Genomic DNA, 14,705 nt, shown 5'->3' with positions numbered 1-14,705 from the left:
GTGGGGTCCGGTGTGCGGTCGTACCGGTGCTTGGCCTGCCCGGGCGGTGGCGAGGGGCCGGGGCGGCATCGGCGTACTCCTGAGAGAACGGTGCCGGCCTCGGTCTCGCGCCGGAGCGGGGGCGGCCACCTCGGCCGAACGGCGGGGCGGCCGTTCTGCCGTCGTCGGGCCGGGCCCGTCGGCGTCCCGGTCCGCCGGGCAGGAGTAGGGCGGTCACGAGGGGGGACTTGATGGGCAGCCGGGTGCGGCGGCGTACCCATGGGAGCCGGTCCGGCGAGGCTTCTCCGGTTGAGCCATCGAGCCGGGGAGGCCGCGCGGCGCTCAGTCGAGGCCGCCCTTCTCGCAGACCTGGCGGGCGACCTCGCGGAGTTTGACGTTGTTCTCCTGCGAGTAGCGCCGCAGCACGTCGAAGGCCTGGTCCTCGGTGAGGTGGTGGCTGCCCATGAGGATGCCCATCGCCTCGCCGATCGCATGGCGGGTGGACACGGCCTGTTCCATCTGGGCGTGGGTGCGGGCGGCGGACAGGGCGACGGCCGCGTGGGAGGCGAGCAGCCAGCCGGCCAGCTCACTGGCCTCGGTGAAGGCGCCCGGCTCGCGGGAGTAGAGGTTCAGCGCGCCGAGGTCGTCGTCCTCGGTGAACAGCAGGAAGCCCATCATGCTGCCCACGCCGAGCTTGTGGGCCTGTGGCGCGAACACGGGCCAGCGCCTGCTCTCGGCGGTGAGGTCGGCGATACGGTAGACCCGCTCGCCCCGCGAGGTGCGGGCGGCGTCGAAGCAGGGTCCCTGCTCCAGCCGCGCCTGGAGCCGGTCGCTGTCCACGACCAGCTGGTGGGTGGCGGCCAGGGTCTCCACCCTGCGCTCGTGCAGCACCAGGATTCCGGCGGCCGTGCAGCCCTCCACCAGTTCGGTGGCCGAGGCGCCGATCCGGTCGAGCGTGCTGCCCACCGAGTCCTGCGCCAGAAGATCCCGGGCCATCGCCGCCATCTGCTGGGCGAAACGACTCCAGTCCAAGACGTCCTCCACAAGCTCCGACAGGAGAACTCCTACCCGGCCTGGCGCGGACTTCACAACGGGATCAGCAAAAGGGGCGTCCGGGGCAGGGACCGAGACCCGCCGATCGCTCCGGATGCCCGCGCGGGACGCGCCGACCACCGGCCCGGCGGCGGCGCCCCCACCTCCGCTCAGTCCTCGTCGCCGGCCGGCACCGGTGGTTCGGGGACCTCCCGGGCGAGGCGTCCGTCGAGGATGCCGCCGTAGGTCCGGTCGGTGCCCATGGGGTGCCACCCTCGCGCGTCGGGTGCGGTGCGGTGTCCTGATCCGCGTTTCCCGGGACGCGCTCCCCGACCTCAAAAGACCGTGCGGGCACGGCAGTCGGCGGTTCGGAAGGTTACCCCCCAGTTAATCTTGAAGGGTCAAGGAATAGGGCTATCATCACTCGCACACACGGAGTGACCGGTCGTCCACGCAGCGGCCGTACGGTCCCCCGCACCCCTTGGATCCTTCCTTCGCCGCCCCTGCCCGAGGCCATCCCTCTCCGGTCCGGGGCGGAGCCACCCCTCACTCTTTTTGCGCCGTACGGGCCCGTCCGTCCGTGCGTCGTGTCCTACGGAAAGCAGCGCAACCATGAGCATCAACAGGGGCAGAGGGCTCCAGGCCAATGCCCTCGGTACGTTCGACACCGTGGTGATGGCCGTCGCCGGCAGCGCGCCGGCGTACTCGATCGCCGCGACCACCGCGGTTCTGGTCGGTGCGGTGGGTCTGGCCAGTCCGGCGGCTCTGCTGTACTGCGCGATACCCATGCTGGGCATCGCGCTCGCGTTCAGCTACCTGAGCCGGATCGACGTGAACGCGGGGGCGAGTTACTCCTGGGTGGGACGAACTCTCCATCCCTTTCTGGGCTTTGTCAGCGGCTGGGCGCTGGTCATCTCGGCGACCATCTTCATGGTCGCCGGGTCGCTGCCCGCCGGTTCGATGACGCTCGCCCTCTTCGACGAGGGCCTCGCGGACAACACCGCCCTGTCGACCGTCGTCGGCGCGGCCTGGTTCGTGCTGATGCTGCTGGTGGTGCTCGGCGGCGCCCGGCTCACGGTACGGGCCCAGTTGATCATGTCCGGTGTGGAGCTGGCGATACTGGCGCTCTTCGCGGTGCTCGCCTTCTTCCACACCGGCAACGCCCGCTCGTTCGAGTGGTCCTGGCTCGGTTTCGGTCATTTCGACGGCATGGCGGGCTTCGCCTCGGGCGCGCTGATCGCCGCGTTCTACTACTGGGGCTGGGACGTCACCAGCAACCTCAGCGAGGAGACCCGCAACAGCCGCCGTACGACGGGCCTCGCGGGCCTCATCGGGGTCGGCATCGTCTTCCTGCTCTTCGAGGTCTTCACCATCGCGGTGAACGTCATCCTCACCTCGAAGCAGATCGAGGACAACGACGCCAACGTCCTTGCCGTGCTGGGCGAGGAGATCTGGCCGGGCTGGGGCGGCAAGCTGCTGATCGTCGCCGTGATGCTGTCGACCATCGCCACGCTGGAGACCACGCTGATCCAGGTCACCCGCTCGCTGTTCGCGATGGGCCGGGACCGTACGATGCCGGCCGCGCTGGGCAAGGTGCACCGGCGCTGGAACACCCCGTGGGTGGCGATCGTGGTGGTCGGTGCGGTGGCGCTGATGATGTTCATCGCCTCCAACTCCTTGGGCTCGGTGGGCGACATCCTCTCCGACGCGATCTCGGCGATCGGCCTCCAGATCGCCGTCTACTACGGCCTCACCGGCCTCGCGGTGGTCGTCGCCTACCGCAAGATGCTGCTGAAGTCCCCGACCGACTTCCTGCTCGGCGGGCTGTGGCCGCTGCTGGGCGCCCTGTTCATGTTCTGGGTCTTCGTCGAGTCGCTGGGCGAGCTGAGCACCGCGGCGATCACGATCGGGGTCGGCGGGCTCGCCGTGGGCCTGATCCCGATGCTCTGGTACTGGAAGCGGGGCAGCGACTACTACCGGCCCGCGCGGCTTGACGCGAGCCGTACCGTCGAGGCGGACTACGTTCCCGACGGCCAGGAGGCCGGGCCCTCGCTCGTCCACGAGGGTCTCCCCACCGACTTCTGAGGGGCTGTGCGATGGCGAGAGACCGTTTCGCCCCCGAGTTCGACCCCGACCACGGAGACGTCCCCCTCACCACCGCCCGGCAGGACATCGTCATCGGCCGCTGGCAGGGCCTGCGCGAACTGCTGCGGGCCACCGGCCCCGACTGGCTCGCACGCGGTCACCGGGTACGGACGCTCGCCCAGGCCTGCGCGGGCAGTTCGACGGTGGAGTCGTGGCTGGCGGCCGAACCGCACAGCGGTGACGCGCTGGTGCTGCGGGCGGCCACGGAGACGGCCAGGGCGTTCAACCTGGCCATCTCCGCGGGCCGGGGCGTGCCGATCGACCAGCGCCGCATCGACGCCGCGGTGATGGCCTGTCTCCAGGCGGCGGACGCGTTCATGGACGACCCGACGCCGTGGATCTCCCTGATCTCGGTGGCCCGGCTGTACCCGGCCGGGGTGCGGCGGCAGGAACTGGGCCGCTGGTGGGACGAGTTGCACGGCCGGGACCCGTACAGCGTCGAGGGGCACCTCCAGGTGCTGCACTACTACTCGGCCCGCTGGCACGGTTCCAACGGCCTGATGTACGACTTCGCCCGCGACGCGGCCGGGGTGGCGCCGCCGGGCTCCGCGCTGCCGGTGCTGGTGCAGTACGCGCGGGTCGAGGAGTTCCGGGCCGCGTCGGACGCGGCCGAGGACCGGGCGGCGTCCGTGGCGCTCGGGCAGCACTGGAAGCACGACGGGGCCGTGAGCGACGTACGGCGCACCTGGCAGCGCTGGATCATGGGCCGGACCGAGCACACGGTCGTCCCCGGTGAGCTGCGTGACCTCAACTACCTGACGCACGCGGCCTGTCACGCGGGCCTGCCGGAGGTGGGCGTACCGCTGCTGCGGATGCTGGACCGCCAGGGCACCCGGGCCCCGTGGTCGTACACCGGGGATCCGGAGCATCAGTTCACCAAGTGGCGCAAGGAGTTCAGGGTGCGGGCCTGAGAAGTGGCGGGCCGCGGGGGACGGACGCCGGCGTGGGCGGACGTCGTCGATGGCGAGCGCCGGTGGTGCCGTCCGCCCTGCTCCGCTCCTGCCGCGTCACGGAGCCACGGACGCGGTGCCGGGCCGAGCCCCTCGCGGGGGCGGTGTGGCGGGGAGGAGGGGCGGAACGGAGTCAGGGACGGCCGGCGTCGTGCGGAGATCCCCCGTCCTGGAGTACCGCCGCGATCAGCAGCCTTGTGCCCTCGCCCGGTACCTGCAAGCCGTGTGCGGGAAAAGGCGGGGGCAGGTCTTTCCCACGACTGGGGAAAGTTCCCTGTCAGGGCGTCGCGTTCGGCCCGTCCGGCCGGCTGTGGCGCTGCTCGACCATCTCCCGGCTGAGTTCCTCGGTCTCCGGTCCCGACAGCCGCTCGAAGCCGTCCTCGGTGATGACGGAGACGATGGGGAAGATCCGGCGGCCGATGTCGGGCCCACCGGTCGCGGAGTCGTCGTCGGCCGCGTCGTAGAGCGCCTGGAGGGCGGCAAGGGCGGCGTCGCGGCGGTCCATGCCCCGGTGGAACAGCTTCTTCAGGGCGCCTCTCGCGTACGGCGATCCCGAGCCCTCGGCGTGGAAGTCGGTCTTCTCGTAGAGCCCGCCGGCGACGTCGAAGCTGAAGATGCGGCCCCGCGCTCCCTCGGGGGCCGAGGGGTCGTAGCCCGTGAGGAGGGGGACGACGGCGAGGCCCTGCATGGCCTGGCCGAGGTTCTGCCGGATCATGCCGGCCAGGCGGCGCGCCTTGCCGTCGAGGGTCATGGCGACGCCTTCGATCTTCTCGAAGTGCGTCAGTTCGACCTGGTAGAGCTTGACCATGTCCAGGGCGAGTCCGACGGTGCCGGCGAAGGCGACCGCCGTGTGGTCGTCGGCGGGGTGCACCTTCTCCAGGTCGCGTTGGGCGATGAGGTTGCCCATGGTGGCCCTGCGGTCGCCGGCGATGAGGACGCCGTCGCGGAAGGTGAGCGCCAGCACGGTGGTGCCGTGCGGCACCTGGTCCGGTGCGGCGCGCACCCCGTCGGGCAGGACACGGCGGGTGCTGAGCAGTTCGGGACGGTGGGCCGCCAGGAACTCGGTGAAGGACGAGGAGCCCGGAGTGAAGAACTCCTCCCCCAGCCGTCCGCCGTTCTCGTTCCCCGTCATGGCTCTCCCCTCGCCGTCGACCCGACATCCCGAGTCCTACCAGAAGCACGGGGTGCAGAAACGCCGGTCGTGCTCACAACGCCTTGCGGCGGACGAGGAGCGCGAGGACCAGCAGACCGGGGAGCAGCGGCAGCCACACCGTCAGCAGCCGGTAGCCGAGCACCGCGGAGGCGGCCGCCACTCCGGGCGCTCCCCCGGCGGTGAGGGCGAAGGCGAGCGCCGCGTCGAGGGAGCCGAGGCCGCCCGGGGTGGGCAGCAGGGCCGCCGCGCTGCTCGCCGCGAGGTAGAGCAGGGCCACCAGGGGCGGGGCCAGCGGCAGCGACACGGCCCGGGTGACGGCGATCAGGACGAGGGCGTGCAGCACCGCGAAGCCCACCGAGCCGCCCCACAGGGCCGCCGCCCGGCGCGGTCGCGCGTGCACGGCCCTGATGTCGGCCAGCACCAGGGCCAGGGCCGCGCGGCACCGCGGCCACAGCACGGCGGTCAGGAGCACGGCCAGGACAGCCGCCGCGGCGGCCAGGGCCAGCCATCCGGCGGTCGGCCGCGGGAGCCCGAGGACACCGGGACAGACCGTCGCGAGTACGGCGATGAGGGCGGCCCGCACCAGACCGCCCGCGGTGGCCTTCACGCCGAGCGCGGTCGCCGAGCGTCCGGCCGACAGCCCGCAGCGCATCAGGAAGCGGAGGTTGACGGCACCCGTGCCGAGCCCGGCGGGCAACAGCTGGTTCGCGGCCGAGGCGGCGAACTGCGCGGCCACCAGCCGCCTCGACGGCAGCGGCCGTAGCACCGCGCCCTGCTGGGCGAGCGCCGAGAACCCCCAGGTCGCGGCGGCGGCAGCGGCGGCCACGAGGAGCCAGCCCTGGTCGGCGACGGCGAGCCGCAGGGCTCCCGTCTCCAGCAGGGGCCAGTGCCGCCGGGCCAGACAGCCGGCCGCCACGAGCGCGCCCAGCGCGAGGGCGAGCTGCCAGCAGGCGCGTCGGCGGGCCGGGGCGACGGTGATCCGTTCGGACGTCATACGGCCCCGCCCGCGCACGGCACCGGGAGCCCGCTCCCGCTCGCGGCCCCCGCGACCGGTGCCGCCGACGGCGTACGTCCGCGCGCACCACCGAGCAGGGCGCCGTCGCCGTGGGCCATCGTCCACCCCTCACCCGCGCGGGCCGCGCGGACACCGTCCAAGCCAGGGAAACATGAACAAAGTAACGCGGACCGGTCAGGGGTGCGGGGTGGAGTTGGGCCGAGCGGAGTGGGGGTCAGCGGGCGTTGGGGCGGCGGTGCGGGGGCTGGCTCGGGGCCGGGCGGCTCGTCGGCGGCGGTACGGCGCGCACCACGGAGCCGTCGCCGTTCACCGTGACCGGGCTGTCGAAGTGGCGGATCGTCAGCGGGTCGCCGGCGACCAGGGTGTACGTCGCCTTGTCCGGGCCGATCTCCACCCGCAGACACCGGCCCAGGAGCTGGAGGTTGAAGGCGAGGCGGCTGAACCGCTCCGGCAGCCGGGGTGCGAAGCGCAGGGAGTCGCCGTCGCGGCGCAGTCCGCCGAAACCGGCGACGAGGGCGGTCCAGGTGCCGGCGAGGGAGGCGATGTGGAGTCCGTCGCGGGTGTTGTCCTCCAGGTCGGCGAGGTCCATCAGCGCGGCCTCGACCGTGTAGTCGTAGGCGAGCGACGGGTGTCCGGCGCGGGCGGCGACGACCGCCTGGACGCAGGCCGACAGGGAGGAGTCCCGTACGGTCAGTGGCTCGTAGTAGGCGAAGTTGCGGGCGATCTGCTCCTCGTCGTGGAACTCCTCGAACCAGCCGCTGCACAGGTACATCGCCAGCACCAGGTCGGCCTGTTTGATCACCTGCTTGCGGTAGAGGTCGAAGTAGGGGAAGTGCAGCATCAGCGGGTACTGGTCGGCGCGGGTGCCGTCGAAGTCCCAGTGCTGGTAGCGGGTGAAGCCCGCGTGCTGCTCGTGCACGCCGAGGTCGGTGTTGTAGGGGATGTGCACGGCCTCGGCGGCGTCCCGCCAGGCGGCGCTCTCCTCGTCGTCGACGCCGAGCGCGGCGGCCTGTTCGGGGTGGCGGGCGCAGGCGTCGGCGGCGGCGAGGAGGTTCGCGCGGGCCATGAGGTTGGTGTACGTGTTGTCGTCGGCGACCGCGCTGTACTCGTCGGGTCCGGTGACGCCGTCGATGTGGAAGACGCCGTGGTGGTCGTGGTGGCCGAGCGAGCGCCACAGGCGGGCCGTCTCCACGAGGAGTTCGACGCCGGTGTCGCGTTCGAAGTCCGTGTCGCCGGTGGCCGCCGTGTAGCGGACCACGGCGTCGGCGATGGCCGCGTTGACGTGGAAGGCGGCGGTGCCGGCGGGCCAGTAGGCGGAGCCTTCGGAGCCCTCGATGGTCCGCCAGGGGAACGCGGCGCCGTTCAGGCCGAGCTGGGCGGCGCGTTCGCGGGCGGCGGTCAGTGTGGACTGGCGCCAGCGCAGGGCCTCGGCGACGGCGGTGGGCTCGGTGTAGGTGAGCAGGGGCAGCACGAAGGTCTCGGTGTCCCAGAAGGCGTGTCCGTCGTAGCCGGAGCCGGTCAGGCCCTTGGCGGGGATGGCCCGTTGCTCCGCGCGGGCGCCCGCCTGAAGGACGTGGAAGAGGGCGAAGCGGACGGCCTGCTGGATCTCCTCGTCGCCGTCGACCTCGACGTCGGCGCGGGCCCAGAAGTCGTCGAGATAGCCGCGCTGTTCGTCCAGGAGGCCGTCCCAGCCGCTGTGGGCGGCGGCCGCGAGGGCCGCGTCGACCTGGTCGCTCATCGCGGGCCGGGAGCGGACGCCGGACCAGCCGTGGGAGACCAGCTTCGCCACCCGCAGCCGCTGTCCGGGCTCCAGGACGGAGGTGACGGTCAGCCGGGCGAGGTCGACCATCTCCTCGCTGCTCGTGGTGGTGCGCTCGGGTCCCTCGATCACATGGTCGGCGGCCACGGCGACCCTGAGGCCGCTCTGCCTGGTGCGGTGCACGAGCCGCAGCCGGGTGCCGTCGGCGAAGCCCTCCTCGTGCTCCAGGGGTGACTTGAGGGCCTTGGCTGCGCGCGGGTCGCCGTTGGGGGCGGGCAGGCTCTCGTTGGTGACGAGCTCGGACTGGATGACCACGCGGGTCCGGCTGTCGACGGGCTCCACCTCGTAGGCCACGGCGGCGACGGCCCGCTAGGTGAGCGAGACCAGCCGGGTCGAACGCACCCTGATCCGCGATCCCGCGGGCGAGATCCACTCGCAGGTCCGCTCCAGGACGCCCCGGCGCAGGTCGAGGATGCGTTCGTGGCCGACGAGACGGCCGTAGCGCAGGTCGAAGGGCTCGTCGTCGACCAGCAGCCGGACGATCTTGCCGTTGGTGACGTCGATGACGGTCTGGCCGGACTCCGGATAGCCGTAGCCCGCCTCGGCGTACGGCAGCGGGTGCAGTTCGTGGACGCCGTTGAGGTAGGAGCCGGGCAGGCCGTGCGGCTCGCCCTCGTCGAGGTTGCCGCGCCAGCCGACATGGCCGTTGGAGAGGGCGAACACGGACTCGCTCTGGGCCAGGACGTCGAGGTTGAGGGAGGTCTCGCGGACCGCCCAGGGCTCGACGGTGTAGGAGCGCTGGGTGATCACGCGGGTCCTCCGAGTTCGGCGAGGCCTTTCACGACGATGTCCGCGCCGTGCTCGTACAGGGCGTCGGCCTGTCCGACGCGGTCGAGGCCCACGACGTATCCGAAGCCGCCCGCGCGGCCGGCGTCCATGCCGGCGAGGGCGTCCTCGAAGACGGCGGAGCGGGGTGCGTCCAGGCCCAGGTCGTGGGCGGCGGCGAGGAAGGTGTCGGGGTGCGGCTTGCCCGGCAGGTGCCGTTCGGCGGCGACCACTCCGTCCACGCGTACGTCGAAGAGGTCCTCGGCGTCGATGGCGCGCAGCACGTCACGGCAGTTGGCGCTGGAGGAGACGATCGCGGTGCGCAGGCCCCGGGCGCGGGCGGCGCGGATGTAGGCCAGCGTGTCGTCGTAGGGCTCGACGCCGTCGGTGCGGATCTTCTCCAGGACGAGGGCGTTCTTGCGGTTGCCGAGGCCGTGGACGGTCTCGGCGCCCGGTGGGTCGTCGGCGTCTCCCTCGGGCAGGTCGATGCCGCGGGAGGCGAGGAAGGCGCGGACGCCGTCGGCGCGTGGCAGGCCGTCGACGTACTCGTCGTAGTCGTGGTCAGTGAAGGGCCGGAAGCGTTCGCCCTCCCGCTCGCGCAGGAAGGCGTCGAACATCTCCTTCCAGGCCGCCGCGTGCACGACGGCCGTCCTGGTGACGACCCCGTCGAGGTCGAAGAGGCAGGCCTTGATGTCTTCGGGCAGACCGAGCTCCGTCATACAGGACACGGTTCCCAGCCTTTCGCGTCGTCAACGGGTGGATTCAGTCGTGCGGGAACGAGTGGTGCTCGTGCGCCACCAGCCAGTGGCCGCGCTCCTTGCGCAGACCGAAGGTGAGTCTGAGCCGGAAGTCGGGGTGGGCGGCGAGCTCCTCCGGGGTGGCGCAGCGCAGCAGGGCGTGGGCGTAGGCGACGTCGGTGCCGGCGGTGATGTGGAGGGTCTCGATGTCGAAGCAGGCGCCCTGGGCCTGCCAGGCGAAGAAGGGCGGCCAGGCCGCGCGGTAGGCGGCGAGGCCCCGGATGCCGTGGTGGGGCGGCGGCACGTCGAACATCACGATGTCCTGGGCGTGGCCGGCGATCACACCGGCGAGGTCACCGCGGTGGACGGCGGCGGCCCACGCCGTGATGAGGGCGCGGATCTGCGCCTCGTCGGACGCGTCGGAGTCGTGGGACACGGCGTGCCCTCCTTTCTCCCCCTTCCGCATCCAGGGTGCCTGGCCGACCTGAAGTCCACGAATGACACACTCGGCGTGTGCCGCTGACCTTCGACGACCTCGTGACCCGCGCGCGCTCGCTCGCCGCGCCCGACGGGCGGGCCGTGCTCGGTCTCGCCGGCTCCCCCGGGGCGGGCAAGACGACCCTCGCGGAGCGGCTGGTACGGGCGCTGAACGGCCCGGGCGAACCCTGGGTGGCGCACGTCCCCATGGACGGCTTCCACCTGGCCGACGTGGAGCTGGACCGGCTCGGTCTGCGCGACCGCAAGGGGGCGCCGGAGACCTTCGACGCGGCCGGGTACGCGGCGCTGCTGAAGCGGCTGCGCGAGGAGACGGACGACGTCGTGTACGCGCCGGGCTTCGAACGGGTCCTGGAACAGCCCGTCGCCGGGGCGGTCCCGGTGCTCCCGACCGCCCGTCTCGTCGTCACCGAGGGGAACTACCTGCTGCTGTGGCCCCGGGTCCGGTCGCAGCTGGACGAGGTGTGGTTCTGCGCGCCGGACGAGGACGAACGGCTGCGTCGGCTGATCGCCCGGCACGAGGAGTTCGGCAAGTCCCACGAGGACGCCGTGGCCTGGGTGCTGCGCTCGGACCAGGCCAACGCGGAGCTGGTCGCGGCGACCCGGGACCGGGCGGATCTCGTGGTGCCGGCGACCGTCCTCGTGTGAACCCTCAGCAGGCCGACAGCGTCAGTTCCGGCTCGCCGTGCGCGTCGCCCGCCGGGTCGCCGAGCCTCGCCGTGAACGCCTCGGTGCGGACCGTCAGTCCGGCGCCGTCGCGTACGAAGGACGCCGTGAGAGGGGCTCCGCCGGGGCCGTAGCGGACGGCGAAGGCGTGCAGGTCGTCCGGGGCGTCCGGGGCGGGGTCCGCCTCCAGGGCCGTGGAACCGACCAGGTGGCGCCAGCCCTCGTCGGGGTTGCCGTAGCCGCGCGGGTCGGCGGCCAGCGCGAAGGCGGCCAGCTCCTGGGTGGTCTCCGAACGGGCGTCGAAGTGGTCGGCGCCCGTCGCCTCGGGGTGCGTGAGCCGCAGGGCGCCCACGGAGGTCACCTCGCCCTCGGCCGTGCGGCGCACCCGGTCGCCGTCGTCCTCGGCGTACGGCAGCCCGGCCAGCAGGTAGGGCGTGCCGGGGAGGCGTTCCACGCTCACGGTGGTCCACAGGGTCGTGCCGTCGGTGACGTACAGGAACTGGAGGTGGCGCAGGACGTGGTCGCGGCCGACGACCGGCTTGGTGACGAGCTTGGCGGTGAGGCCGTCGGCGCGTACGTCCCGGACCCGGACCTCGCCCATGGGGCGGCACAGCAGGAAGCCGTCGACGACGGGGCCGAAGCCGTGCTGGCGGTTGACGGCGGCGGGCAGGTAGTAGGTGCCGCCCGCCTCGACGACCGCCGGGGTCAGCCGGGAGTCGAAGGCCACCGAGACCGTGCCCGCGCGCAGTTGGTGGCGTGCGGTGGCCGCGGACGGCTCCCGGTGCCAGGGCGTGGTGTCCTGGATCTGCCAGACCAGCATCCAGGCGAAGTGGCCGTCCACTCCCCCGTCCGCCTTGACCGCGTGCCGGCCCCAGTTGGTGTCGCCCCGGTAGCGGCCGAGGTCGGCGCCGATCCGGGCGCCGAAGTAGCGCAGTCCGAGGACCGACTCGAAGGCGGAGTGCTGCTCGCTGTAGCGGGGGCCGCCGTTGTCGAAGCCGCCGTTGGTGAGGCGGGCGTCGATGTAGCGGGCCAGGGTGTCGCCGTCCTCGGCGAAGATCTCCGCGCCGCTGATCCGGTGCGCCTGGGCGAGGAAGGACAGGGAGATCGGGCCGTAGTTGTTGTCGTAGGCGCCGCCGTGCTCGGGCGGCAGGGCCGCGCCGCGGTCGGTGACCCGGTGGGCACGGATCTTCTCTTTGTACAGCTGGATCGCCCGCGCGCGGACCGGTTCCGCCTCCGGGCCCGGCAGATGGGCAGCCAGCATCAGTCCGCCGACCACGCAGCCGATGGCCTGGTTGCCGGCCTCCTGCGGGTTGAAGAAGGTCGCCTCGGTCAGCCAGCGCCAGTATCCGCGGGCCACGTCGAGGAGTTCGGCGCGCTGCCCGTCCTCGACCAGACCGTCCGCGGTGTCGAGGATGTTCACCGCCTGGAGCAGCGCCCACACCGTGCTCGGCCAGTCCCCGATGGGGTGCGCGCCCGCCGCCAGGGTGTAACGGGCGTACGGCAGACCGGAGTCGCGCGCCGTGAGGTTCGGGTAGCCCGGGTTGTCGTCGGTGTACACCCGCTCGCGCAGATGGAAGGCGAGGCTGCGGGCGACGGCCTCGGGCAGCCGCGGGTCCTTGCTCCGCTGCCAGGCGAAGGCCAGCAGGGAGGTGATGCCGAGGGAGGTGTCGCCGATGTCGTCGACACAGTCGGGGTGTTCGAGGCTCCCCTCGGGCGTCAGCCGGGCGAGGGCCTGCTCGGTGACGTCGGCGAGGACGGCGTCGTAGGCCTCCGGAGTGTCGGGCAGGTCGTGCAGCGGGCGGAGCTGGCGCGGGAGATGCACGGGGTCGGGCGTGTGGTGCACGGACGGGGTGGGGTGGTGCACGGGGATCAACCCTTCATGCCTGGGGTGGCCATGGCGTGGTTCTTCGGGGTCACTCGACGGGCGCGGGCGCGGGGTGGGTCGAGGTCGCGCGGCTGGTGGGGGCCGGTGGGCACGCGGTGCGTCGGGGTCGCGGGCTGGTGGGCACGCGGCGCGCCGAGGTCGTAGGGCTGGTGCCAGCCGTGGGCACACGGCGCGCCGAGGCCGCACAGCTGGTGCAGGCCGGAGGGCACGCGGTGCGTCGAGGCCGCGGGCTGGTGGGCACACGGCGCGTCGAGGTCGTAGGGCTGGTGCCAGCCGAGGGCACACGGCGCGCCGAGGCCGCGCGGCTGGTGCGGGCCGGAGGGCCCACGGCGTGTCGGGGTCACGTCGCTGCCGCGGTCCGTCGGGCTCGCAGGGCGACGGTCAGGGTCTGCGGGCCCTGGCCGGCGAGGTAGACGCGGTTGCCGGTGGTCGCGTCGGTGCCGCCCGCCACGGTGTAGTCCTGGCCCGGGTCGTACCGCAGTACGTCGCTACGGTCCGGCCCGGCGAGGGGTTCGCCCGCCTCCACGACGGCCTCGACCCGGATCTCGTCGTCGCCGACGCGGTAGGTCACCGGCCCGGCCGTCAGGCACCAGCGTCCGTCGCCGAGCGGTTCGGCGCCCTGTGTCACCCCGCCCGGTCTGAAGGTGAGTTCGAGCGCCCAGGGCACGCGTGGTCCACTGATGTCGATGCGCAGGTCGGCGCCGTCGTCCCGGAGGTCCACCTCGACGTGGGTGGTGTGCGAGACCTCGTCGCGCGGGCGTTCCGCGAAGGCCATCGCGGCCGAGAAGCGGCCCTCGTCCGCGAGCCGGTAGGCGCCGTCGCCGCGTCGGCGGTCCGGCGGGAGCGGCTGGTAGTAGGCGGCCGTGAGGGTTTCGGTGAGCCGGTAGCGGCTGTCGGCGAGCCGGTGGGTCTCGGCGGCACGGAAGGGGCCCAGGTCGAAGAAGTCCCGGGAGAGGCGGACCGCGTCGAGGACGGCGTCGCCCGCGAACAGGCGCAGGAAAGTGGGGTTGCAGGCGAGACCCGAGCGGATGCGCCGGTGTTCGGGCACGTCGGAGCCGCCGTACACGACCGTGTGCGTGGTGGCCGAGGCCCGCGAGGCGAGGCGCGCGGTGCCGAAGTACCGGTCCCGGGGCAGTGTCTCCTCGTCCGGTGCGGGCAGTTCGCGGCACAGGTCCGGGGTGAGGAGGGTCTCGGCGAGCAGGTCGGCGTCGTCGATGCCACCGGCTGCCGCGAGCCGGGCGGCGCGGCTGAGGTCGCCCCGGCCGGTGCGGATCGCGAGCAGCCGGTAGTGCGGCAGGTAGGGCGCCAGCGGGAACGGGTGCCGCTGGTCCTGGCGTCGTGAGTGGACGGTTTCCACCGTGCCGTCCGGCCTGATCAGGTCCAGGGTGGCGGTGAGGTTGCGTTCGACGGCGTCCCGCAGGTCGGGGCGGCCGAGCACATCGGCCAGCAGGAGCAGCGAGGGGTTGGACACGTGGGACGCGTAGACGGCGCTGCGCTCCGAGTACAGGCCCTCCGCGTCGATGTCGACGCCCTCGGAGAGCCACTCCTCGACGCGGTCGAGCAGTCGGCCGTCGGGGAAGGAGCGGTGCAGGCGGGCCAGGGCCGCGGACAGCTCCCAGCGGTGGTTCGGGGTGTGGATCCCACCGGTCAGGAGAGCGCCGGAGGCGGCGCCCGCGATCTCCGCGAGCGCCGCCGTGACGTCCCGCAGTTCCGGTCCCGCGCCCGCCGCGAGGACGTGCGCGTCGCACACGTCGTTGACGGTGAACCCGGAGTCCGGCGGCGACTGGACGTTGTCGCCGCCGGCGAAGAGCCCGGTGGAGGTCTGCGCGGCCCGCAGGGCACGGACGTGACTCGTCGCGGCGGCGACGGCCCGTTCACTGCCGTGCAGGACCGAGTCCGGGGACCGGTACGCGGCGACCAGTGTCTTCACCCGCCGTGCCAGAACGCGGTGGGTCACACCGGCGGGGTCCGTGTCCGGGCCGTCCGCCAGCGGGACGGCCGTCCGGTCGGCGGCACGGGCCACCGACCGGACGAACTCGTGGTCGAGCGGGGTGGACAAGGTCG

General features: G+C 72.9%; 12 protein-coding genes and 1 pseudogene. 3 read left to right on the top strand and 10 right to left on the bottom strand.

Translation table 11 applies throughout. The features are described from left to right. Positions 1-321: 321 nt before the first annotated feature. Positions 322-1,011 (bottom strand): GAF and ANTAR domain-containing protein, encoded by a 690-nt coding sequence (locus tag G3I78_RS31920; protein ID WP_239158171.1) that lies wholly within the window; start codon positions 1,009-1,011, stop codon positions 322-324. A gap of 612 nt (positions 1,012-1,623) precedes the next feature. On the opposite strand from G3I78_RS31920, the gene G3I78_RS31915 reads away from it, so the two are divergent. Together G3I78_RS31915 and G3I78_RS31910 are read left to right on the top strand one after the other, a co-directional pair. Beyond that, positions 1,624-3,096 carry an APC family permease gene (locus tag G3I78_RS31915; protein ID WP_164430974.1) on the top strand — a complete coding sequence of 491 codons (1,473 nt, stop codon included), beginning with the start codon at positions 1,624-1,626 and terminating at the stop codon, positions 3,094-3,096. An 11-nt stretch (positions 3,097-3,107) separates the two neighbouring features. Beyond that, positions 3,108-4,067, top strand: coding sequence for a hypothetical protein (locus G3I78_RS31910; RefSeq protein WP_164430972.1), 960 nt, complete (start codon positions 3,108-3,110; stop codon positions 4,065-4,067). A 316-nt stretch (positions 4,068-4,383) separates the two neighbouring features. On the opposite strand, the gene prcB is transcribed toward G3I78_RS31910, so the two are convergent. From prcB to G3I78_RS31880, 6 genes and pseudogenes are all read right to left on the bottom strand, one after another. Continuing rightward, positions 4,384-5,238 carry a proteasome subunit beta gene (prcB, locus tag G3I78_RS31905; protein ID WP_164430970.1) on the bottom strand — a complete coding sequence of 285 codons (855 nt, stop codon included), beginning with the start codon at positions 5,236-5,238 and terminating at the stop codon, positions 4,384-4,386. A 73-nt stretch (positions 5,239-5,311) separates the two neighbouring features. Further along, positions 5,312-6,253 carry a lysylphosphatidylglycerol synthase domain-containing protein gene (locus G3I78_RS31900; RefSeq protein WP_164430959.1) on the bottom strand — a complete coding sequence of 314 codons (942 nt, stop codon included), beginning with the start codon at positions 6,251-6,253 and terminating at the stop codon, positions 5,312-5,314. Next, a complete protein-coding gene (locus G3I78_RS31895) occupies positions 6,250-6,414 on the bottom strand; it encodes a hypothetical protein (RefSeq protein ID WP_164430957.1) in 165 nt (54 codons plus the stop codon). Before G3I78_RS31895 ends, G3I78_RS31900 begins: the two co-directional genes overlap by 4 nt. Positions 6,415-6,488: 74 nt before the next feature. Then, a pseudogene (locus G3I78_RS31890) lies at positions 6,489-8,843 on the bottom strand (glycosyl hydrolase family 65 protein). Beyond that, positions 8,840-9,577, bottom strand: coding sequence for a beta-phosphoglucomutase family hydrolase (locus G3I78_RS31885; protein WP_164430955.1), 738 nt, complete (start codon positions 9,575-9,577; stop codon positions 8,840-8,842). Before G3I78_RS31885 ends, G3I78_RS31890 begins: the two are co-directional and overlap by 4 nt. Before the next feature lie 43 nt (positions 9,578-9,620). Then, a complete protein-coding gene (locus G3I78_RS31880; RefSeq protein ID WP_203615798.1) occupies positions 9,621-10,061 on the bottom strand; it encodes an SgcJ/EcaC family oxidoreductase in 441 nt (146 codons plus the stop codon). A gap of 47 nt (positions 10,062-10,108) precedes the next feature. On the opposite strand from G3I78_RS31880, the gene G3I78_RS31875 reads away from it, so the two are divergent. Next, a complete protein-coding gene (locus tag G3I78_RS31875; protein WP_164430946.1) occupies positions 10,109-10,738 on the top strand; it encodes a nucleoside/nucleotide kinase family protein in 630 nt (209 codons plus the stop codon). 4 nt (positions 10,739-10,742) lie between these two features. On the opposite strand, the gene G3I78_RS31870 is transcribed toward G3I78_RS31875, so the two are convergent. Genes G3I78_RS31870 through G3I78_RS31860 form a run of 3 tightly spaced genes read right to left on the bottom strand, consistent with a single transcriptional unit; the run spans position 10,743 to position 14,700 of the window. Then, positions 10,743-12,578: a hypothetical protein gene (locus tag G3I78_RS31870; RefSeq protein WP_164431233.1), complete on the bottom strand. Its 1,836-nt coding sequence runs from the start codon at positions 12,576-12,578 to the stop codon at positions 10,743-10,745. Positions 12,579-12,625: 47 nt separating this feature from the next. After that, positions 12,626-12,985: a hypothetical protein gene (locus G3I78_RS31865; protein WP_164430944.1), complete on the bottom strand. Its 360-nt coding sequence runs from the start codon at positions 12,983-12,985 to the stop codon at positions 12,626-12,628. Next, positions 12,982-14,700 carry a hypothetical protein gene (locus G3I78_RS31860; protein WP_164430942.1) on the bottom strand — a complete coding sequence of 573 codons (1,719 nt, stop codon included), beginning with the start codon at positions 14,698-14,700 and terminating at the stop codon, positions 12,982-12,984. The genes G3I78_RS31865 and G3I78_RS31860 overlap by 4 nt, the downstream gene beginning before the upstream one ends. Positions 14,701-14,705 lie beyond the last annotated feature (5 nt).

It is taken from the genome of Streptomyces sp. SID13726, assembly GCF_010548375.1.
Taxonomy (GTDB): Bacteria; Actinomycetota; Actinomycetes; order Streptomycetales; family Streptomycetaceae; genus Streptomyces.
Note: the sequence above shows the minus strand (reverse complement) of the source record. Positions and strands in the feature narration are given on the sequence as shown.

Coding starts and splice junctions, on each gene's coding strand:
- G3I78_RS31885 (WP_164430955.1), bottom strand. CDS start 9,577: ATGACGGAGCTCGGTCTGCCCGAAGACATCAAGGCCTGCCTCTTCGAC.
- prcB (WP_164430970.1), bottom strand. CDS start 5,238: ATGACGGGGAACGAGAACGGCGGACGGCTGGGGGAGGAGTTCTTCACT.
- G3I78_RS31900 (WP_164430959.1), bottom strand. CDS start 6,253: ATGACGTCCGAACGGATCACCGTCGCCCCGGCCCGCCGACGCGCCTGC.
- G3I78_RS31880 (WP_203615798.1), bottom strand. CDS start 10,061: ATGCGGAAGGGGGAGAAAGGAGGGCACGCCGTGTCCCACGACTCCGAC.
- G3I78_RS31915 (WP_164430974.1), top strand. CDS start 1,624: ATGAGCATCAACAGGGGCAGAGGGCTCCAGGCCAATGCCCTCGGTACG.
- G3I78_RS31910 (WP_164430972.1), top strand. CDS start 3,108: ATGGCGAGAGACCGTTTCGCCCCCGAGTTCGACCCCGACCACGGAGAC.